Here is a 19,276-nt window from a genome sequence, read left to right on the forward strand (position 1 = left end):
CGGGTTGGAAGCGTGCAGAACGTGTCAGATGACAGACGTCAAGCGCCGCGACGCTGCGACGACGGACCGGACTCCTCGTCCTCGTCCTCGTCGTCGGTGTTGTACAGATCCGCGTAGCGGGCGTACGGGTCGTCGTCCTCGTCCTCGAACGGCTCACCGTTCGCCGGCTGGTTCGAATGCGGACCCGTGGCGCCCAGCTCGTCGGCCAGACGCGACAGGTCTGTCCCGCCGCTGTTGTACTTCAGCTGGCGGGCGACCTTCGTCTGCTTGGCCTTGGCCCGGCCGCGCCCCATGGCTCGACCCCCTCGGTGACGGGGCTCGACGGCCCCAGAGTCTTGACGCGTTCATGGTTCAGAGCGGTCTCTCCGCGAAGAGACCGGTCCGTGAGCTTCAACGGTACCTGCTTCCGCGCCCATACGGTACGCCGCCCGCATGACGCGCCTGCTCGCAGGGCCCGCGAGGCGCGTTGTCCTCGCTGGTCAACAGCGATTTTAACGTCTTCCCGGCGGTCGACCCGCCGACCGGCGTGAGTCTTCTCTCCCATGTTTTCCCACGGTCGGCGGGCAACCCGCGGTGTTTCTGCGGCTCGGGCCCTTCCCGGGACTCATTCGTCAGACTTCACCCGGGGGCGCCCCGGGAGCACCCGGGTGGCGGGAAGCGTGCGTCGACGCTCCCCCGGGCTTCGGCGGGGGAGCGTCGCTGCGGCTATGCGCCCCGGCGGCCGCCGCGGGCCTCGGCCATCCGCTGCTCGGCCAGCCGGTCCGCCGCCGCGGCCGGCGGAACCCCGTCTTCCTTCGCATGTGCGAATATTGCCAACGTGGTGTCGAAGATCTTCGATGCCTTCGCCTTGCAGCGGTCGAAGTCAAAGCCGTGCAGTTCGTCGGCGACCTGGATCACGCCGCCGGAGTTGACCACATAGTCCGGGGCGTACAGGATGCCGCGCTCCTCGAGGTCCTTCTCCACACCCGGGTGCGCGAGCTGGTTGTTGGCCGCGCCGCAGACGACCGACGCCGTCAGCGCCGGGACCGTCTGGTCGTTCAGCCCCCCGCCGAGGGCGCACGGCGCGTATACGTCCAGACCCTCGGTGCGGATCAGCGCGTCGCTGTCGGCCACCGCCACCACCTGCGGGTGCCGGTCGAGGATGCGGCGGACCGACTCCTCGCGCACATCGGTGATCACGACCGTCGCGCCGTCCGCCACCAGATGGTCCACCAGGTGGTGGCCGACCTTGCCGACGCCGGCGACGCCGACCCTGCGCCCGCTGAGCGTCGGTGCGCCCCACAGGTGCTGGGCGCTGGCGCGCATGCCCTGGAAGACGCCGTACGCGGTGAGGACCGACGAGTCTCCGGCGCCGCCGTTCTCCGGGGAGCGGCCGGTCACCCAGCGGCTCTCGCGGGTGACGACGTCCATGTCCGCGACATAGGTGCCGACGTCGCAGGCGGTGACGTAGCGGCCGCCCAGGGAGTCCACGAAGCGGCCGTAGGCGAGCAGCAGCTGCTCGGTCTTGATCTTCTCCGGGTCGCCGATGATCACGGCCTTGCCGCCGCCGTGGTCCAGTCCGGCCAGGGCGTTCTTGTACGACATGCCCCGGGAGAGGTTCAGGGCGTCCGCGACGGCCTCCTCCTCGGAGGCGTACGGGTAGAAGCGGGTGCCGCCGAGGGCCGGGCCCAGGGCGGTGGAGTGGACGGCGATGACGGCCTTGAGGCCGGAAGTGCGGTCCTGGCACAGCACGACTTGCTCGTGGCCGCCCTGTTCCGATCGGAACAGGGTGTGCAGGACGCCGTCGGTCACATCGGTCACGGTGGTGACTCCCAAGTACGAAGCGGCGGATGAAGGCCTTCCTGTGGGTGGGGAAGGCGCAGTTGGGGATGAGGGTAAGTCCTACGCGCGCGTAGCTGGGACCCAGTGCTCAGGATCACCCTCTCCCGGAGTACTGCCGTGGAAGGATCGGAGTATGCCAGCGCTGTCCTCGGTCCTCGTTCCCTACGCGGCCTATCTGCGGGTCTACGAGCCGCTGGCGGCCTTTCCGGAGCCGGAGCGCAGCCACTGGGCCGCATATGCCCGGCGCGACGCCACGCCGAGCGCCCAGGACGAACTGAGACGCTCGCTCGCCGACTTGCTGCCGGTGCCGCCCGTCGCGGTGCCGGTCCACGAGAGCGGCGACGCGTTCGTCGCGGAGATCGACGGGGTGGTGTGCGTCTGCCCCTGGCGGACCCGGCTGCGCGGCTGGCTGGCGCTGGAGGAGCTTTCCTCCCGGTTTCCGGCGCCGCTGCTGGACGCGGCGCTGCCGCCGGTGGTGCGCGGGCAGGCGGCGGCGGATTTCGAGCGCTGGCGGGAGCGCAATCCGGACGCCCGGCCCTGGATCAGGACGTCGGTGTGGCAGGTGCCGGTGGGCTGGTTCACGCTCTTCGCGGACGAGGAGCGGGAGTATGACCCCGAGGGCTCCAAGGCCGGCGCCGCCGGGCCGGTGCCGGTGCTGCGCTACCGGACCCCCATGGTTCAGGCCAGACGGCGGGTGGCGCGGGCGCTGAAGACGCTGCGGGAGACGATCGACGAGGGGCCGCTGACGGAGGCGCTCGTGGACGTCGGCCGCTGGCTGGAGGAATTCCATCCGAAGTCGCTGGTCGAGCTGGACTACGGCGGTCTGGTGCACGCCGTGCCCGCCTCCCGGCTCGCCGAGGACCGCTCGGCGGCGGATGTGGCCGAGGGCATCGCGGCGCTGCGGGCCGGGGACGGCGAGGGCGCGGGCACGGCGTACGCCCGGCTGACAGAGCGTTGGCGCGCGGTCAGGGACCTTCAGTTCGCCAATTGAGCGTCTGACTCATTCGGCCTTTGTTGTCGCTGGGGCTTGTGGGGACGGCTGGACTCATTGAGGCTTATGGGACTCCGGAGAGGCTCTCTGTCCAGGACGTAGGTCCCGATACGGGCCTTTGTCTCAAGCGTGATGGACTGCACTATCTGGGCTCTTGCGCCCATCATCCAACCTCGTGTCAAAATAGGACAAGGAGTCCGGGGAGGGTTCCTTCCGTCCAAGTAAGGGCGGAATACTCAGCATTGCACTCAATGGGGGGTCTGACGACTCCTGATCGCTCTGTGACTGATCGTCACTGTGACGTGACTGTCCGTTATGGCATGGTCCATCGGCCTTCCGCCGCTGATGGACACCTGAGAGGGCAATTCCATCGGTTTGGCCGACGTGGCTGGACAGATGGTGTAGTTGTAGTGCCGAGGACAAGCCGTTCGTCCTATAACCGACTCGGCCCGCGTCCGCCATTTCGGGCAACGCGGGTCAAGGTGCAGAATTTAGAGGAAAGAACCGAGAAGGTTCGGTTCTCCCGAGGAGGCCGCTCATGACCGCTCGCACCCCTGACGCCGAGCCGCTGCTGACCCCGGCTGAGGTCGCCACGATGTTCCGCGTGGACCCGAAGACGGTGACCCGTTGGGCCAAGGCAGGCAAGCTCACGTCCATCCGCACGCTGGGTGGACACCGTCGGTACCGCGAGGCAGAGGTCCGCGCACTGCTGGCGGGCATTCCGCAGCAGCGCAGCGAGGCCTGACACACCCTGCCAACCGGGCGTTCCGGACCCCCAACCCGGGAAAGCCCACCCCATAGCTCCACATGACGGGCGTCTGCCCCAACAGACAATCGTCGTCGATCGCGCTGGACTCCGCCGGGTCCAGCGCGATCTTTGTATGCCCGGAAGCATGCCGGGAGGTATGTCCATATGCGTGTCCGGGCGTGTGTCTAGGCGTGTGTCCGGGCGTTTCCGCGGGTGTATGCGCGGAGCGGCGGTCGGCCTTGTGCGCCGACCGCGTCGTGTCCTGGGTGACAGTCCGGAGCAGTGGTGCAATTGCACGCATTAAATCGGGCGCAGGTAGGGAGCGGGTAAGTTCCGCGATTCTGAAAACGTGTTTGGTGACTCCGGTCACACTCCGACTGTGCCGCCGCGTCACTCGGCAGGCGGCTGCCCGCCCTCGGCCGACGCGCCGGCGGCGGCGGGCGCGGGCCGCCGGGCGGGCGCCTGGGACTCCATGGCGAGTCTCAGGAGACGGTGGCAGATGGGACAGTGCCGGGTGAGATGCCGGTAGCCGGAAGCTGCTGACAGATGGGCGCGCAACAGCGCTCTGGTCTCGTGCCGCCTTGCCGTGGACGCCGCCATGCACGTCACCTCCGGGTGTGTGCCGTCCTCTAAGGAGTGAGTACCGGTGGCAGATGACGCCGTCAAGCCACGCGCACCAATGCCGGCCACCGCGCGCGTGCACGCCGCCGGCGGGGAAGGGGCCGGATCCATGATGCGGGCTGCCGGCTCCAACGGGCATGGCTCTGGCTGGATTTGCACCCCGTGTCGCCGCAGCGCCGCGTGTGCGGCCCCGGCGGGATGCACCACGTCCGAACGCGGCCGACGGTGGCGGCGGGCGCGGCCTCCCGGGCGCGGGCCCGGGCAGCACAAGCCGAGGGCCCGCACCATCCGGTGCGGGCCCTCGGCATCACATGCGGTCCTGACGGGATTTGAACCCGCGGCCTCCACCTTGACAGGGTGGCGAGCACTCCAAACTGCTCCACAGGACCAGGTTTCGCGGCGCTTCTTCCGTGCGCTGCGAAGCAAGACTCTACAGCAGGTCAGAGGGTCCGGTCGAACTCACTCATGGCGACGGAACCGCTACCGGCCACTCCCCGCCGCCGTGCCGGACCGCCCGCTACGGCGCCGCCGCGTCAATCGCCTTCACGATGCGCTTGTCGGAGACCGGGTACGCCGTGCCCAGCGCGTGCGCGAAGTAGCTCACCCGCAGCTCCTCGATCATCCAGCGGATGTCCAGGACCTCCTGCGGCGCCGGCCGCCCCTTCGGCAGCTGCTCCAGCAGCCATGCGTACTCGTCCTGCATGTCGTGGACCTTCTGCATACGCGTGGTGTCGCGCTGCACCCCCGTCGGCATCTGCGCCAGGCGGCGGTCCACGGCGACCAGATAGCGCATCAGGTCCGGCAGCCGCCTCAGTCCGGTCGCGGTGACGAAGCCGGCCGGCATGAGCGCCGCCAGCTGCTCCCGTACGTCCTGGACGTTGGCCAGCAGTACGGGGCTGCCGACGGACTTCAGCCGGCGCTCGCAGGCCTGCCAGGCGGCCAGGATCTGCTGGACCTGGGCGATCGTGCGCACGGTGAGGTCGACGAGGTCGGCGCGGACGTCGTCGTACAGCTTCCGGAACGATTCCTCGTCCCACGCGGGGCCCCCGTGGTCCGCGATCAGCCGGTCCGCCGCGGCCGTCGCGCAGTCCTCGAACAGCGCCTGCACGGAGCCGTGCGGATTGCGCGAGAGCGCCAGCTTCTGCTGGTTGCCGAGCTTGTCCGCGGCGAACTTGGCCGGGTTGACCGGGATGTTGAGCATGATCAGCTTGCGGGTGCCGCGCCACATCGCCTCCGCCTGCTCCGCCTCGGTGTCGAAGAGGCGTACGGACACGGTGCCGTCGCCCGCGTCCACCAGCGCCGGGTACGCCTTGACCGGCTGGCCCGCCCGCCGGGTCTCGAAGACGGGGGTCAGCGAGCCGATCGTCCAGTCCGTCAGCCCCGTGCGCTCGACGGCCCCGCCGGAGCGCGTGGCGGCCCCTGCGGCGGCCTTGGACAGGGCCTGACGGGCCTTCGGCTTCAGCCGGAGCTTCAGGGCCTCCAGGTCCTTGTCCTCGGCCAGCTTGCGGCGGCGCTCGTCAACGATCCGGAAGCTGATCTTCAGGTGGTCCGGGACCCTGGAGAGGTCAAAGTCCCCGGCCTCGACCGGCACGCCGACCATCCGCTGCAGCTCGCGCGCCAGCGTCGCCGTCAGCGGCTCCTGGAGCGGCTCGGCACGGTCCAGGAACGCCTTGGCGTAGTTCGGCGCGGGCACGTAGTGACGCCGCACCGGCTTGGGCAGGGAACGGATCAGCTCGGTGACGACCTCCTCGCGCAGCCCCGGGATCTGCCAGTCGAAGCCCTCGTCCGTGACCTGGTTCAGCACCTGGAGCGGAATGTGGACGGTCACGCCGTCCGCGTCCGCGCCCGGCTCGAACTGATACGTCACCCTGAACTTCAGCCGGCCCTGGCGCCAGGAGTCCGGATAGTCATGCTTGGTGACCGTCTCCGCCGATTCGCGGATGAGCATCTCGCGCTCAAAGTCGAGCAGCTCCGGCTCCTCGCGGCGCTTGTTCTTCCACCAGGAGTCGAAGTGCGCGCCGGAGACGACGTGTTCCGGCACCCGCTGGTCGTAGAAGTCGAACAGCGTCTCGTCGTCGACCAGGATGTCCCGGCGGCGGGCGCGGTGTTCCAGTTCCTCGACCTCGGTGAGGAGCTTTCTGTTGTCCGCGAAGAACTTGTGATGGGTCCGCCAGTCACCCTCGACCAGGGCATTGCGAATGAAAAGTTCGCGGGAGATCTCGGGGTCGATCCGGCCGTAGTTCACCTTGCGCTGCGCGACGATCGGCACGCCGTACAGCGTGACTTTCTCGTACGCCATCACGGCCGCCGCGTCCTTCTCCCAGTGCGGCTCGCTGTATGTGCGTTTGACCAGGTGCTGGGCGAGCGGCTCGACCCACTCCGGCTCGATCTTCGCGTTGACCCGGGCCCACAGCCGCGAGGTCTCCACCAGCTCCGCCGACATGATGAAGCGCGGCGGTTTCCTGAAGAGCGCAGAACCGGGGAAGACGGCGAACTTGGCGTTCCGCGCACCCAGATACTCGTTCTTCGCTGTGCTCCTCCCGCCCTCCACCCCGGCCTTCTGGACGTCCTTCATCCCGACGTGGGAGAGCAGTCCCGCGAGCAGCGACACATGCACCTGCTGGTCGGACGCGTCCTGCTCGCTGAGATGAATGCCCATCTGCTTGGCGACCGTGCGCAGCTGCGAGTAGATATCCTGCCATTCGCGGATGCGCAGGAAGTTCAGATACTCCTGCTTGCACATCCGGCGGAAACTGGACGAGCCCCGTTCTTTCTGCTGCTCGCGGACATAGCGCCAGAGATTGAGGAAGGCGAGGAAATCGCTCGTCTCGTCCTTGAAGCGGGCATGCTGCTGGTCGGCCTGCGCCTGTTTGTCGGAGGGCCGCTCGCGCGGGTCCTGGATCGACAGCGCAGCCGCGATGACCATGACCTCGCGCACACAGCCGTTGCGGTCGGCCTCGATGACCATACGGGCCAGCCGGGGGTCGACCGGCAGCTGGCTGAGCTTGCGCCCCAGCTGTGTGAGCCGCTTGCCGGGATCCTTCTGCTTGGCGTCCAGCGCCCCCAGCTCCTGAAGCAGCTGGACGCCGTCGCGGATGTTGCGGTGGTCCGGCGGGTCGATGAACGGGAACTTCTCGATGTCGCCCAGCCCGGCCGCGGTCATCTGGAGGATGACGGAGGCCAGATTCGTGCGCAGGATCTCCGCGTCCGTGAACTCCGGGCGGGCGAGGAAGTCCTCCTCCGCGTACAGCCGGATGCAGATGCCGTCGGAGGTGCGGCCGCAGCGTCCCTTGCGCTGGTTGGCGCTCGCCTGCGAGATCCGCTCGATGGGCAGCCGCTGCACCTTGGTGCGGTGGCTGTAACGGGAGATGCGGGCTGTCCCGGGGTCGATCACGTACTTGATGCCCGGGACGGTCAGGGAGGTTTCGGCGACGTTCGTGGCGAGCACGATCCTGCGGCCGGAGTGCGGCTGGAAGACGCGGTGCTGCTCGGCGTGCGAGAGGCGCGCGTACAGCGGAAGCACCTCGGTGTTGCGCAGCTTCTTCTTGATCAGGGCGTCCGCCGTGTCGCGGATCTCGCGCTCGCCGGAGAGGAAGACCAGGATGTCGCCCGGGCCCTCGCCCTGCAGTTCGTCCACGGCGTCGCAGATCGCCGTGATCTGGTCCCGGTCGGCCTCCTCGCCGTCCTCTTCGAGCAGGGGCCGGTAGCGGACCTCGACCGGATACGTACGGCCCGAGACCTCGACGATCGGCGCGTCGTCGAAGTGGCGGGAGAACCGCTCCGGGTCGATCGTCGCGGAGGTGATGACGACCTTGAGGTCCGGGCGGCGTGGGAGCAGCTGGGCGAGATAGCCGAGCAGGAAGTCGATGTTGAGGCTGCGCTCATGCGCCTCGTCGATGATGATCGTGTCGTAGGCGCGCAGCTCGCGGTCCGTCTGGATCTCGGCGAGCAGGATGCCGTCGGTCATCAGCTTGACGAAGGTCTCGTCCTGGTCCACCTGGTCGGTGAAGCGGACCTTCCAGCCGACGGCCTCGCCGAGCGGGGTCTTCAGCTCCTCGGCGACGCGCTCGGCGACGGTGCGCGCGGCGATACGGCGCGGCTGCGTATGGCCGATCATGCCGCGTACGCCCCGGCCCAGCTCCAGGCAGACCTTGGGGATCTGCGTCGTCTTCCCGGAGCCCGTCTCACCCGCGACGATCACGACCTGGTGGTCGCGTATCGCCTCCAGGATCGTGTCCTTCTTCTGGCTGACCGGGAGCTGCTCGGGATACGACACCTCCGGGGCGCGGGCGGCGCGCGCGGCGATGCGGGCGGCTGACTTCTCGGCCTCGGCGGCGATCTCGGCCAGCACGGCCTGCCGCGCTTCGGGCTTGCGGATGCGGCGGGCGCCCTCGAGACGGCGGCCGAGGCGGTGGGCGTCGCGCAGCGAGGCTCCGGCCAGCAGGGTCTTGAGGTCGGCGAAGCCGACAGAGGAAGTAGACATACGGATCCCAGGATCGCACCAGCGCGAAAGCGGTGGCGAACGTAATTTGCCCGGCAGGGCTGAGGCACGGGCGGGCTGAGGCGATGAGGCAGTATGGACCAGATCCGTCCGGACCCGCCTGATCCTGTCCGGACCTGTCTGATCCTGAGCGAAAGGAAGCCCTGTCCATGCCGGTCAGCCGCGTGCACCGAGGCCGGTGGGTTCCGGCAGGGGCGACGGCGGCGGCGGTGCTTCTGGGCACGGTGTTCGCGCTGCTCCTGTGTGCTTCGCCCGGCGCGGCCCCTTCCACGGCTTTCTCTGCTTCCCCTGCTTCCTCCGCTTCCCCCGCTTCCCCCGCTTCTCCTGCTTCCTCCGCGGGTGTGACGAGCACGACTGCGGCTGTCGCGGGACAGATCGCGGGACAAGGCTTCATGGATCAGCACGTCCCCGGTTGCCGCAAGGGCGTCAAGGACCAGGACAACGGCGCCCACCCGGCGACCCCGCCGCGCGGCGGCGTCGGCTCGGAGCTGCTTCCGGCCCTGCACCAGACGGGCCACGGCGCGTCCGGCGCCGGCGGCCTGGCCGGGGTCATGCCGGACGTCGCACCGGAGCGCGGGGCTCCGCAACTGGCCCCGCCCTCGCCCATGGAACTGTCCATCCTGCGCGTTTAGGCCGCGCCCGGTACCACCGGGCCCGGTTCCGCCGGCCTGGTGCCCGTACCGCACCGCACCCCACGCACCCGTCACGGCCTTCGCTCAGGAGTACCGCCATGTCTGCTTCCTCCCGTTCCTCCCGCAACTCCTCCCGCGCCCGCTCCGGCGCTTCCTCCCGCAAACCTCTGGCGATCGGCGCGGGCGTCGTCGCCGCCGCGCTGCTGCTCGGCTTCGCCTCGTACACGGCAACCCGCCCCGACGCCGGCGCCTCGCCCTCCCGGAACGCCGCAGCCGACGCCGACACCTCCGCCGGCCCGCAGACCGGCGTCTACCCGGAGCTGGAGAAGCTCGCCCGCCGCGATGCCGGGGACCCGCTCGCCCGGGGCCGTGCCGACGCGCCCGTGGTGCTGATCGAGTACGCCGACTTCAAGTGCGGCTACTGCGGGAAGTTCGCCCGGGACACCGAGCCGGAGCTGGTGAAGAAGTACGTCGAGAAGGGCACTCTGCGCATCGAGTGGCGCAACTTCCCGATCTTCGGAGAGGAGTCGGAGGCGGCGGCGCGGGCGGCCTGGGCCGCGGGGCAGCAGGGCCGTTTCTGGGAGTTCCACGAGGCCGCGTACGCCGAGGGGGCGAAGGAGAAGGGGTTTGGCTCGGGCCGTCTCAGGGAGCTCGCCGAGACCGCCGGGGTCGCGGACCTCGACCGCTTCGAGAAGGACCGGGACGGCGACGCGGCGGAGCAGGCGGTGCGGAAGGACCGGGACGAAGCCTACGGACTGGGCGCGACGTCCACCCCGTCGTTCCTGGTCAACGGCCGGCCGTTGGCCGGCGCCCAGCCGACCGGGACATTCGCCGAGGTGATCGAGGCGGCGGTGAAGCAGGCGGCGGCGAAGTGAGCGACATCGGATATCTGGCCGCCTTCCTGGGCGGCCTGCTCGCGCTGCTCAGCCCGTGCAGCGCGCTGCTGCTCCCCGCGTTCTTCGCGTACTCCGTCGACTCCGCGTCCCGGCTCGTGGCCCGTACGGGCATCTTCTACGCGGGACTGGCCACCACCCTGGTGCCGCTCGGCGCGGCGGGCTCCTACGCGGGGCGCTTCTTCTACGGCAACCGCGATCTGCTGGTCGCGGCCGGCGGCTGGCTGATCATCGCGCTGGGCGTGCTCCAGATCCTCGGGCTGGGCTTCGCCTCCCGCCGCATGGCCGAGCTCTCCGGCCGCATCCGCCCTGTGAACGCGGTCTCCGTCTACGCCCTGGGCCTGGTGTACGGCCTCGCGGGCTTCTGCGCCGGCCCGATCCTCGGCAGCGTCCTGACGGTCTCCGCGCTCAGCGGCAGCCCGGTCTACGGAGGCCTGCTCCTCGCGGTCTACGCCCTGGGCATGGCGGTGCCGCTGTTCCTGCTGGCGCTGCTGTGGGAGCGCCTCGACCTGGGGCGGCGGCGGTGGCTGCGGGGCCGCGCCTTCCGGCTGGGCCGTCTGGAGCTGCACACCACATCCCTGTTGTCCGGACTGTTCTTCATCGTTCTGGGCGCCCTCTTCCTCGTCTTCGACGGCGCCACGGCGCTTCCCGGCCTGCTGTCGGTCGACGACTCGTTCGCGGTTGAGGAATGGGCCCGGGGCCTGGGAGCCGCAGTCCCGGACTGGCTGCTCGTCGCGGCCGCCGTGGCGATCGCGGCGATCACCCTCGCCGCCCGCGGCCGACGCCGCCGCGAACGCACCTGACAACGCCGTGCGCCAGGGCCCCGGGGGGGAGCTCTCCGGGGCCCTGCACGGCAGCTGCGGCTGCGGAGGTCGGCGTCGGCGTCGGCGCGGCGGGAACGCAAACGCCCCCTCCGGTGTCCCGGAGGGGGCGTTGGGCCCTGGTGAGGGCGGTTGTGGCTGGGGCCGGGGTCGAACCGGCGACCTTCCGCTTTTCAGGCGGACGCTCGTACCAACTGAGCTACCCAGCCGCGCGACCGGTGAGGGTCGCAGCGGTCCTGACGGGATTTGAACCCGCGGCCTCCACCTTGACAGGGTGGCGAGCACTCCAAACTGCTCCACAGGACCAAGCATGGTGCGGGACTAGTCTCGCACACGGTGTTGCGTNAGCATGGTGCGGGACTAGTCTCGCACACGGTGTTGCGTGCCCCCAACGGGATTCGAACCCGTGCTACCGCCTTGAAAGGGCGGCGTCCTGGGCCACTAGACGATGAGGGCGGGTACTGCCGCTGCTCTTTCGCCCCCAGGGGACGTGAGAAGCATGTGACTCCGCTTCCCCCCGAAGGGGTCCGCTTCTCCTTTGCCCCTTGCGGGGTTCGGGACGGTCAAGCCCTGACCGCTGCCCTTGGGCACGACGAGACTGTACTACGGCATTTAGGTCCTGACCAAACCGAATAGATGCGGGGAGCCGTCACCCGGACGGTTCGCCGGGAGGGGGCGCGGGGCCTGACGACGCGGGGCTCGAGGAGGGGCCGGGGGAGGGGGTCGGCAGCGGGGTGTTCTCCTCCGCCAGATGGCGGGACACCTCCGCGGATGTCAGCCCCAGGCCGCCCAGAGTGATCTCGTCCCAGGCCTGCAGCCGCTTGGTCGCGCGGTCCAGATAGAGCACCGAGGCCTCGACCTTCGCCGGCTCGTCCTTCTCCACCGCGCGCAGTCCGCCGCCTCCCGTCGAGCCCTCGACCTTGAGGCGGGTGCCGAACGGGAGGAGCTCGTTCTCGCGGCGGTGGATGTCACCCGCCAGGACGAGCGGAACGGTCCCGTCGGTCTCGCGGGCGGCGAGCGGGTTGTGGACCACCGCGATGTCCACCGGGGTGCCCGCCCTTTCCTGGTCGCGCAGGGAGGAGGCGAACCGGATCCCGGCCATGCGTTCGACGGCGTCGCCGCCGTCCTCCTGGGAGCGGTCCGGGGTGAAGCGCGGGTCCCCGCTGCCCGCGATGCGCAGTCCGCCGATGTCGATGGCGGCGCCCTCGTCGAGGACGTGCACGTTCTTCAGCTCGGCGAGGTACTCCTGGGTGACGCGGGAGTCGTGGTTGCCCCGGACCCAGACGTAGGGCGCGCCGAGCCCGGGGATCGCGTCGAGGAAGGCGTTCTCGGCGGCCGCGCCGTGGTCCATGGTGTCGCCGGAGTCGACGATCACGTCGATCTCGTACTGCTCCACCAGCGAACCGATGATGTGCCACGCCGCGGGGTTGAGGTGGACGTCGGAGACGTGCAGCACCCGGATGGTGCCCGGGTCAGGCTGGTACGCGGGGAGCGTGGAGGTGGCCTCGTACAGCTTGGTCACATTGGCCACGAGCCGGGCCAACTCTTTCTGGTAGACGTCGAATTCGCTGATGATGGAGCGGGCGTCGCCGACGACGGAGGGCGCGGAGGAGAGCAGTCCGGAGTAGCGGGGCTCCAGGACGGACTTGGGGTTCCAGGTGGCGTACGCGGCGGCGCCGGACGCGGCCAGCAGGGCGAGCGCCAGGCCGCCGGCGGTCAGGGCCCGACGCGGGCTGCGGAAGACGACCAGGCCGAGCGCGGTCGCGCCGACGACGACGGCGACGCAGGAGCGTACGGCCAGATCGGTGGCGCCCTCCTTCACATCGCGGGAGATCTCGTCCTGGAGGCGGGAGATCAGCTCCGGGTTCTCGACCAGGGCCTGGGAGCGCACCGGGTCGAGCCGGTCGACGTCCACGTCGAGGCGGATCGGGGCGACGTGGGAGTCCAGTTCCAGCGCGCCGAGCGGCGAGACGTTGATCTTTGTGCCGCCGGTCGCGGAGGGGCGCAGGGTCATGCTGGTGTCCATCGGCCCCACCGGGGTGTGCACGCTGCCGACGATCAGCAGCCCGAGCCAGGCGCCGAGCAGCACCACGGCCGCCATGCCCAGGGCGCTCGCCCACGGGTGCGGGCTGTGGACGAGGGAGCTGACGGGGGCGGCGCGGTCCGCCCGGTAGCGCCGGCGGAGCCCGGCGAGCGGGCCCCTGAGACGGCCCGGGGCAGGGCCGCCCGGCGGCTGCGCGCGGCGCGGCTGCGGAAGGCGGGGACGCCGGCCGCCGGGATGGAGACGGCCGGTATGGGGACGGCGTGGATTCAGGCGGCTCGGGTTGGGGCGGCGAGGACGGCGTTCGGAGGCTTCGCGGTCCATTGCTCCCGTATGCCCAGATATGCAGCAGAGCATGCGGAGAGGCGGGCCGGGGCCCTGCGCGAGGGGGCTCGTACGTGACAATGGCCACGTGCTGGAGATGACGAGCGAGGAGTTCGAGGAACTGGTCGCCGAGGCCCTCGACCGGATTCCGCCGGAGCTGACGCGGCTGATGGACAACGTCGCGGTGTTCGTCGAGGACGAGCCGACCGCGGACGACCCCGAGCTGCTCGGGCTCTACGAGGGGACTCCGCTGACCGACCGCGGCGAGTGGTACGCGGGTGTGCTGCCGGACCGGATCACGATCTACCGCGGCCCCACGCTGCGGATGTGCGAGTCGCGCGAGGACGTCGTAGCGGAAACCGAGATCACCGTGGTGCACGAGATCGCCCACCACTTCGGGATCGACGACGAGCGGCTGCACGCGCTGGGGTACGGATGACAGCCATGGGATCCGGGTCCGGGGGTCACTCGAACGAGGGCTACCCGAACTACGCCCACGGCCCTGTCTCGGAGGCCATCGACCCCGATGTCGACCTCCATGTGCCCGCACAGCGCACCGAGACGGCCGGCGCGCACAAGTGGCAGGTGCTGGGCGCGATCTCGGCGGGCGGCGCGGTCGGGGCGCTGGCGCGGTACGCGGCCTCCATGCACTGGCCGGCCCCGGCGGGGGCGTTCCCGTGGGCGGTGTTCTGGGTCAACGTGGCGGGCTGCTGTCTGATCGGGGTGCTCATGGCACTGGTCAGCGAGGGCGGCCGCGGCACGCGTACGCATCCGCTGGTGCGGCCCTTCCTCGGAGTCGGGGTGCTGGGCGGCTTCACCACGTTCTCCACCTACGCGCTGGACTTCACCGAGCTGCTGGAGCACGAGGAGGCCGGCACCGCCCTGGCCTACGCGGGCGGGACGGTCGCGGGCGCGGTCGCCGCGGTGTGGCTGGCGGCGTCGGCGACGCGGGCCGTGCTGGCCAGGACGGCGGCGTCGTGAACTGGCTGCTGGTGGCGGTGGGCGCGGCGGTCGGGGCGCCGCTGCGCTATCTGACGGACCGTGCGGTGCAGCTGCGCCACGACTCGGTCTTCCCCTGGGGGACGTTCACCGTCAACGCGTGCGGTTCGCTGGTGCTCGGACTGCTGGCGGGGGCGTCGGTGTCCTCGCAGACGTATGCGCTGCTGGGGACGGGGCTGTGCGGAGCGGTGACGACGTACTCCACCTTCTCGTACGAGACGCTCCGGCTGGCCGAGCGCGGCTGGAAGTTCCTGGCGGCGGCGAATGTGGCGGCGTCGCTGCTCGTCGGGCTGGGGTCGGTGTTCCTGGGCGTGGAGCTGGCAGGCGGGCTGACGGGCTGACGGGCTGGCTGACGGGTTGACGGCTCGGTACGGCGATCCAGGCGGCGGTCATCCGGACGGCGGTCATCCGGGCGGGTGTCTCCGTGTGGGGCAGACGGGTGGACTGTGGGGCGTGTCCCTTGCGGGGCGCGGGGAGTTGGGCAGGGCAGTCGCGTCCCCTGCTCCCGTTCCGGAGGTGCCGTTGTGCGCCAGTTGTCAGTCCCCGGTCGCCCCGGCCGCCGTACGGCCGCCTGGATCGCCGCCTCGTTGGCGCTCGCGGCCTCGGCGGGCTGTATGAGCGTCGGCGACGACGACAAGGGCGACGCGAAGCCGGTGCCGAGCACCTCCGTGGACCAGGGCGGAACGGCCGCGGAGCCGGACGGCGGACACGGGGCGCCGGGCGGCCGGCGGGTGTACACCGACCATGAGCACGGTGGGAAAAGCGAGAAGGACGAGGCGGCGGAGAAGGAAGAGGCACAAGGGGAGAGGGAAGCGACCGTGTCGCCCAGCCCCAGCGGCCCGGAGCCCTCCCCGCCGTCGGAGCCCAGGAGAGGAGGAGAGCCGCCGATGCCGCCGAAGGGCAAGCCTTCGCCGACCGAGGGAGACGACGGCGGGTCGACCCCGCCTCCCCCGCCGTCCCAGCCCCCGAGCGAGCCTGCGGAACCGCCCTCCGAGCCGAGCCCCGGCCCCTCGCCGGAGCCCACCGACGAGCCCACCGCGTCGTCCGCGCCCGAGGTGCATGCCGGGGCGATGCACCCGGTGGACGAGCGGGGGGACGGGATGAGGGGCGAGCCGGAGGCGTCCCCGCAACCGGGGCCCGCGTAGCGGGCGTGGGCACTGTGCACCCGGTTTGCCTCGGAGGGGGGAGGGTGCGTATGGTGGTAGATCGTTTGATCCCATTCATCGCCCGGCGCCGAAGAGCGCGCCGTGTGGCGCGTACTCTCCCTGGCCGTGGCTGACCGCATTGAGGCGGTCGATTTGCGAATCACGGAGTTTGGGCGCGTGCCGAGACTCCGGAAGGTTTCGCATTTCGCATGTCCGCATTCAGTTCTGATCACGTCGTCGTGCCCGAGACCGGGGCGGACGCCGCCGCGGCCGCCGAGGCCCCGAAGGCCTCCGCGACCGAGAGTGCGCCCGCCGAGCCCCAGATCACCTTCGGGGACCTGGGCCTGCCCGAGGGCGTCGTCCGCAAGCTCGCGCAGAACGGCGTGACCGTCCCCTTCCCGATCCAGGCCGCGACCATCCCGGACGCCCTGGCCGGCAAGGACATCCTCGGCCGCGGCCGCACCGGCTCCGGCAAGACGCTCTCCTTCGGCCTGCCGCTGCTCGCCACCCTGGCCGGCGGCTACACCAACAAGAAGAAGCCCCGCGGTGTCATCCTCACCCCGACCCGTGAGCTCGCCATGCAGGTCGCCGACGCCCTCCAGCCGTACGGCGACGTCCTCGGCCTGAAGATGAAGGTCGTCTGCGGCGGTACGTCCATGGGCAACCAGATCTACGCGCTGGAGCGCGGGGTCGACGTCCTCGTCGCCACCCCGGGCCGGCTTCGGGACATCATCAACCGCGGCGCGTGCTCCCTGGAGTCCGTCCAGATCGCCGTCCTCGACGAGGCCGACCAGATGGCCGACCTGGGCTTCATGCCCGAGGTGACCGAGCTGCTCGACCAGGTCCCGGAGGGCGGGCAGCGTCTGCTGTTCTCGGCCACGCTCGAAGACGAGATCGACACCCTGGTCAAGCGCTACCTGGTGGACCCGGTGACCCACGAGGTGGACCCGTCCGCCGGCGCCGTCACGACCATGACGCACCACGTCCTCGTCGTGAAGCCGAAGGACAAGGCCCCGGTCACCGCCGCCATCGCCGCCCGCAAGGGCCGCACCATCGTCTTCGTCCGCACCCAGCTGGGCGCGGACCGGGTCGCGGAGCAGCTCCGTGAGTCGGGTGTGAAGGCGGACGCGCTGCACGGCGGCATGACCCAGGGCGCGCGCACCCGCACGCTGGCCGACTTCAAGGACGGCCAGGTCAACGTGCTCGTCGCCACCGACGTCGCAGCCCGCGGCATCCACGTCGACGGCATCGACCTGGTCCTGAACGTGGACCCGGCCGGCGACCACAAGGACTATCTGCACCGCTCGGGCCGCACGGCGCGTGCCGGCAAGTCCGGCACGGTCGTCTCCCTGTCGCTGCCGCACCAGCGCCGGCAGATCTTCCGTCTGATGGAGGACGCGGGCGTCGACGCCACGCGCCACATCATCGGGCAGGGCGGCGCCTTCGAACCGGAGGTCGCCGAGATCACCGGCGCGCGGTCCCTGACCGAGGTCCAGGCCGACTCCGCCAACAACGCCGCCAAGCAGGCCGAGCGCGAGGTCGCCGAGCTGACCCGCCGCCTCGAGCGCGTCCAGCGCCGTGCGGCGGAACTCCGCGAGGACGCCGACCGCCTGGTCGCCCGCGCGGCGCGCGAGCGGGGCGAGGACCCCGAGACGGCTGTCGCCGAGGTCACCGAGGCCGCGGAGGCCGAGGTCGAGGCGGCGGCGGCCGCCGCGGCGGCGGTCGAGCGGCGCGAGGAGCGGGAGCAGCGCCGGGACGTTCGCCGTGACGACCGCCGTGACGACCGTCGCGACGAGCGCGGCAACTTCGAGCGCCGCGGTTCCTTCCGTCGGGACGACCGCGGAGACCGTGGTGACCGTGGCGGGTTCCGGCGTGACGACCGGCGTGACGACCGGCGTGACGACCGGCGTGACGACCGGCGTGACGACCGGCGTGACGAGCGTCGCGATGACCGTGGTGACCGTGGCGGGTTCCGCCGCGAGGACCGCGGTTCGTTCCGCCGTGACGACCGCCGTGACGACCGCCGTGATGACCGGCGTGACGACCGCCGTGACGACCGCGGCCGCCGCCCCTTCGAGCGCCGTGACGAGCGTGGCGGGTTCCGCCGCGACGAGCGCCACTCCGGCCACCACCGCGGCAGCGACCGGCCCTTCAACCGCGACCGCCGCGACGACCGTCCCTCCGGCGGCGGCCACCGCTTCAACAGCGACCGCCCGTACGGCCGTCGTGACGACCACCGCGGCGGCGACCACCGCAGCAACTCCGGCTCCTCCTTCGGCCGCCGCGACGACAAGCCGCGCTGGAAGCGCAACGGCTGACGCGGAAACCCGGAAGTACACTCCGGACAGTGACAGATGGGCCGGGCGCACTTGGTGCGCCCGGCCCGTCCGCCCGTTTGCCCCTTCACGCCCGGCGAAGATCCGATACCCGATCGGCTCGCGCGACCAGTCCGGCTATGCTGCACGGGTGCCTGTTTCGCGGGCCGTTAGCTCAATTGGCAGAGCAGCGGACTTTTAATCCGTTGGTTGTGGGTTCGAGTCCCACACGGCCTACTGGTAGAGCCCAGGTCAGAAGGTATCCGACCTGGGCTCAGTGGCGTATCGGGGACGGTAAAGATCATTAGCTCAGCCGATGCTCAACCGAAGCGCAAACGATCAAGACGTGAAGGAACCCCGGCTTGTCTGCGACAGGCGCAGCCGGTCCGGGGTTCGCGCTCCTGGTGTGCTCCAGCGTCGCCAGCTCGCGACGCTACAGCCCCGGCTGGCCTGCGCGGGGCCGTGGTGCCTGCCCGCCGCCGCTTCGCCGTAGTCGCGGCAGCGGGCAGGGGCTCAGCGCCCGCGGGGGCGAAGCATGCCCGGGTCCCGGCGGGGCTGACACTCGGGGTCGCCCTTCTTGTGCCGGTAGCTGTTGGGGCGGGCGCCGGAGGCGGAGAACGGGATGATGGTCTCGGCCTCGCCGCGGATGGGTCGGCTGCACCAGTCGCAGAAGCGGACACCCTTGCTCATCGCGGGCCCTCCAGTGCGGCCAGGTGCTCGGTGAGGGCGACGACCGTGCGGGCGAGGCCCTGCGCGTGGGCCACGGCCTGGGTGAGGCTGCCGTTCGGGGCCTCCACAGCGAGTCGCCGGTGTGCCCGCGCGACTCCGGCGATCGCTTCCGCCAGAGCGTCATCGTTGCGCGGGTGGACGACGATCCCATCCTCCAGGGCGGGGATGAGCTGCATGATGTGCCCACGCATCCGCAGGGTCAGCTCGCTCAGTCCGTCGTCCGCCGGTGCGTCCGCGTCGGGGGTGAGCAGCTGCTCGGCATCCGTCCGCATTGCTGCAGGGGTCAGCATCGTGTCGCTCATGCGAAGTGCTCAGGCTTGTGGGCCAGGTCGCTGGGGTCGGTGTTCGCTCCGCACAGGACTACGGCTACCCGCTCCCCACTCTGCGGGCGGTAGCCGCCGGACGGGACACCCACCTGCTCGGGCAGGGTGCGGCCGGGGTGGCCGCCAATCGGGGCCGTGAGCGCGGCCAGCGCTGTAGCGGCACCGTGCTCGACGGCGAGTCGGCGATGGTCCCACAGCGCCCGGCGGGCGCGGATGATCTCCTCGTCCGGCACGGTCACGGAGTGCACCCGGTCCTGCTGGGCTGCGTGCAGTGCCGCAGCCGAGGCGCGGCGTGCGCCGAGGGAGTCGGCCGCGACGGAGTCCGGGGTGACGTCGACGAGACGACCGGCCTCGACGGCGGCGTTCAGGGCG

The 19,276-nt window shown here is 70.8% G+C and carries 18 protein-coding genes and 5 tRNA genes; 11 read left to right on the forward strand and 12 right to left on the reverse strand.

Features of this window, described 5'->3' with window-relative positions; translation table 11 throughout:
• Positions 1–38: 38 nt before the first annotated feature.
• Positions 39–293: a DUF3073 domain-containing protein gene (locus QCN29_RS31575; protein WP_240138451.1), complete on the reverse strand. Its 255-nt coding sequence runs from the start codon at positions 291–293 to the stop codon at positions 39–41.
• A 412-nt stretch (positions 294–705) separates the two neighbouring features.
• Positions 706–1,800, reverse strand: a complete 1,095-nt coding sequence (locus tag QCN29_RS31580; RefSeq protein ID WP_279932454.1) for a Leu/Phe/Val dehydrogenase — start codon at positions 1,798–1,800, stop codon at positions 706–708.
• A gap of 154 nt (positions 1,801–1,954) precedes the next feature.
• Between QCN29_RS31580 and QCN29_RS31585 the strand changes: the two genes are divergently transcribed.
• On the forward strand, positions 1,955–2,812 hold the full coding sequence (locus QCN29_RS31585) for a hypothetical protein (RefSeq protein WP_279932455.1): 858 nt from the start codon (positions 1,955–1,957) through the stop codon (positions 2,810–2,812).
• 538 nt (positions 2,813–3,350) lie between these two features.
• Positions 3,351–3,557, forward strand: coding sequence for a developmental transcriptional regulator BldC (gene bldC / locus QCN29_RS31590; protein ID WP_003949541.1), 207 nt, complete (start codon positions 3,351–3,353; stop codon positions 3,555–3,557).
• Positions 3,558–3,950: 393 nt separating this feature from the next.
• Here the strand turns inward: bldC and QCN29_RS31595 are convergent, their stop codons facing one another.
• The 3 genes from QCN29_RS31595 to hrpA all read right to left on the reverse strand — a co-directional run bounded on the left by QCN29_RS31595 (position 3,951) and on the right by hrpA (position 8,664).
• Entirely contained in the window at positions 3,951–4,160 is a 210-nt protein-coding gene (locus QCN29_RS31595; RefSeq protein WP_279932457.1) for a DUF6274 family protein, read from the reverse strand.
• Between the two features lie 335 nt (positions 4,161–4,495).
• Positions 4,496–4,570, reverse strand: a tRNA-Asp gene (locus QCN29_RS31600).
• 128 nt (positions 4,571–4,698) lie between these two features.
• Complete coding sequence (hrpA, locus tag QCN29_RS31605; RefSeq protein ID WP_279932458.1) at positions 4,699–8,664, reverse strand: ATP-dependent RNA helicase HrpA; 3,966 nt, start codon at positions 8,662–8,664, stop codon at positions 4,699–4,701.
• A 410-nt stretch (positions 8,665–9,074) separates the two neighbouring features.
• On the opposite strand from hrpA, the gene QCN29_RS31610 reads away from it, so the two are divergent.
• From QCN29_RS31610 to QCN29_RS31620, 3 genes are all read left to right on the forward strand, one after another.
• Positions 9,075–9,314 carry a hypothetical protein gene (locus tag QCN29_RS31610; protein ID WP_279932459.1) on the forward strand — a complete coding sequence of 80 codons (240 nt, stop codon included), beginning with the start codon at positions 9,075–9,077 and terminating at the stop codon, positions 9,312–9,314.
• Positions 9,315–9,412: 98 nt separating this feature from the next.
• Positions 9,413–10,189, forward strand: coding sequence for a DsbA family protein (locus QCN29_RS31615; RefSeq protein WP_279932460.1), 777 nt, complete (start codon positions 9,413–9,415; stop codon positions 10,187–10,189).
• Positions 10,186–11,010 carry a cytochrome c biogenesis CcdA family protein gene (locus QCN29_RS31620; protein WP_279932461.1) on the forward strand — a complete coding sequence of 275 codons (825 nt, stop codon included), beginning with the start codon at positions 10,186–10,188 and terminating at the stop codon, positions 11,008–11,010. Before QCN29_RS31615 ends, QCN29_RS31620 begins: the two co-directional genes overlap by 4 nt.
• 153 nt (positions 11,011–11,163) lie before the next feature.
• On the opposite strand, the gene QCN29_RS31625 is transcribed toward QCN29_RS31620, so the two are convergent.
• The 4 genes from QCN29_RS31625 to QCN29_RS31640 all read right to left on the reverse strand — a co-directional run bounded on the left by QCN29_RS31625 (position 11,164) and on the right by QCN29_RS31640 (position 13,393).
• Positions 11,164–11,237 (reverse strand) — tRNA-Phe (locus tag QCN29_RS31625).
• Positions 11,238–11,259: 22 nt separating this feature from the next.
• Positions 11,260–11,334: transfer RNA gene (locus QCN29_RS31630), tRNA-Asp, on the reverse strand.
• Positions 11,335–11,411: 77 nt separating this feature from the next.
• Positions 11,412–11,484 (reverse strand) — tRNA-Glu (locus QCN29_RS31635).
• 193 nt (positions 11,485–11,677) lie between these two features.
• Positions 11,678–13,393 (reverse strand): metallophosphoesterase family protein, encoded by a 1,716-nt coding sequence (locus QCN29_RS31640; protein WP_398860368.1) that lies wholly within the window; start codon positions 13,391–13,393, stop codon positions 11,678–11,680.
• An 88-nt stretch (positions 13,394–13,481) separates the two neighbouring features.
• Here QCN29_RS31640 and QCN29_RS31645 point away from each other — a divergent pair, with 88 nt between their 5' ends.
• From QCN29_RS31645 to QCN29_RS31670, 6 genes are all read left to right on the forward strand, one after another.
• The gene (locus QCN29_RS31645; protein ID WP_240138422.1) at positions 13,482–13,832 is read left to right on the forward strand and encodes a metallopeptidase family protein; all 351 of its coding nucleotides are present in this window, start codon (positions 13,482–13,484) and stop codon (positions 13,830–13,832) included.
• A gap of 5 nt (positions 13,833–13,837) precedes the next feature.
• Entirely contained in the window at positions 13,838–14,374 is a 537-nt protein-coding gene (locus QCN29_RS31650) for a fluoride efflux transporter FluC (protein ID WP_279932463.1), read from the forward strand.
• A complete protein-coding gene (locus QCN29_RS31655; RefSeq protein WP_279932464.1) occupies positions 14,371–14,733 on the forward strand; it encodes a fluoride efflux transporter FluC in 363 nt (120 codons plus the stop codon). Before QCN29_RS31650 ends, QCN29_RS31655 begins: the two co-directional genes overlap by 4 nt.
• Positions 14,734–14,916: 183 nt before the next feature.
• Entirely contained in the window at positions 14,917–15,537 is a 621-nt protein-coding gene (locus QCN29_RS31660; RefSeq protein ID WP_279932466.1) for a hypothetical protein, read from the forward strand.
• A gap of 209 nt (positions 15,538–15,746) precedes the next feature.
• Positions 15,747–17,855, forward strand: coding sequence for a DEAD/DEAH box helicase (locus tag QCN29_RS31665; RefSeq protein ID WP_279932468.1), 2,109 nt, complete (start codon positions 15,747–15,749; stop codon positions 17,853–17,855).
• Positions 17,856–18,016: 161 nt separating this feature from the next.
• Positions 18,017–18,089 (forward strand) — tRNA-Lys (locus tag QCN29_RS31670).
• A 276-nt stretch (positions 18,090–18,365) separates the two neighbouring features.
• On the opposite strand, the gene QCN29_RS31675 is transcribed toward QCN29_RS31670, so the two are convergent.
• The 3 genes from QCN29_RS31675 to QCN29_RS31685 form a co-directional block, all read right to left on the reverse strand.
• Entirely contained in the window at positions 18,366–18,542 is a 177-nt protein-coding gene (locus QCN29_RS31675) for a hypothetical protein (protein ID WP_279932469.1), read from the reverse strand.
• Positions 18,539–18,883: a DUF6415 family natural product biosynthesis protein gene (locus QCN29_RS31680; RefSeq protein WP_279932470.1), complete on the reverse strand. Its 345-nt coding sequence runs from the start codon at positions 18,881–18,883 to the stop codon at positions 18,539–18,541. Before QCN29_RS31680 ends, QCN29_RS31675 begins: the two co-directional genes overlap by 4 nt.
• A partial coding sequence (locus QCN29_RS31685) for a pyridoxal-phosphate dependent enzyme (protein ID WP_279932472.1) occupies positions 18,880–19,276 on the reverse strand: 397 nt, incomplete at its 5' end. The genes QCN29_RS31685 and QCN29_RS31680, both read right to left, overlap by 4 nt.

This window comes from Streptomyces chengmaiensis (assembly GCF_029846775.1).
GTDB lineage: Bacteria > Actinomycetota > Actinomycetes > Streptomycetales > Streptomycetaceae > Streptomyces > Streptomyces chengmaiensis.

Excerpts from the sequence above, each read along its gene's own strand:
- QCN29_RS31575 (WP_240138451.1), bottom strand. The coding sequence starts at position 293 with ATGGGGCGCGGCCGGGCCAAGGCCAAGCAGACGAAGGTCGCCCGCCAG.
- QCN29_RS31585 (WP_279932455.1), top strand. The coding sequence starts at position 1,955 with ATGCCAGCGCTGTCCTCGGTCCTCGTTCCCTACGCGGCCTATCTGCGG.
- bldC (WP_003949541.1), top strand. The coding sequence starts at position 3,351 with ATGACCGCTCGCACCCCTGACGCCGAGCCGCTGCTGACCCCGGCTGAG.
- QCN29_RS31595 (WP_279932457.1), bottom strand. The coding sequence starts at position 4,160 with ATGGCGGCGTCCACGGCAAGGCGGCACGAGACCAGAGCGCTGTTGCGC.
- hrpA (WP_279932458.1), bottom strand. The coding sequence starts at position 8,664 with ATGTCTACTTCCTCTGTCGGCTTCGCCGACCTCAAGACCCTGCTGGCC.
- QCN29_RS31610 (WP_279932459.1), top strand. The coding sequence starts at position 9,075 with ATGGATCAGCACGTCCCCGGTTGCCGCAAGGGCGTCAAGGACCAGGAC.
- QCN29_RS31615 (WP_279932460.1), top strand. The coding sequence starts at position 9,413 with ATGTCTGCTTCCTCCCGTTCCTCCCGCAACTCCTCCCGCGCCCGCTCC.
- QCN29_RS31640 (WP_398860368.1), bottom strand. The coding sequence starts at position 13,393 with ATGGACCGCGAAGCCTCCGAACGCCGTCCTCGCCGCCCCAACCCGAGC.
- QCN29_RS31650 (WP_279932463.1), top strand. The coding sequence starts at position 13,838 with ATGGGATCCGGGTCCGGGGGTCACTCGAACGAGGGCTACCCGAACTAC.
- QCN29_RS31665 (WP_279932468.1), top strand. The coding sequence starts at position 15,747 with ATGTCCGCATTCAGTTCTGATCACGTCGTCGTGCCCGAGACCGGGGCG.
- QCN29_RS31675 (WP_279932469.1), bottom strand. The coding sequence starts at position 18,542 with ATGAGCAAGGGTGTCCGCTTCTGCGACTGGTGCAGCCGACCCATCCGC.
- QCN29_RS31680 (WP_279932470.1), bottom strand. The coding sequence starts at position 18,883 with ATGAGCGACACGATGCTGACCCCTGCAGCAATGCGGACGGATGCCGAG.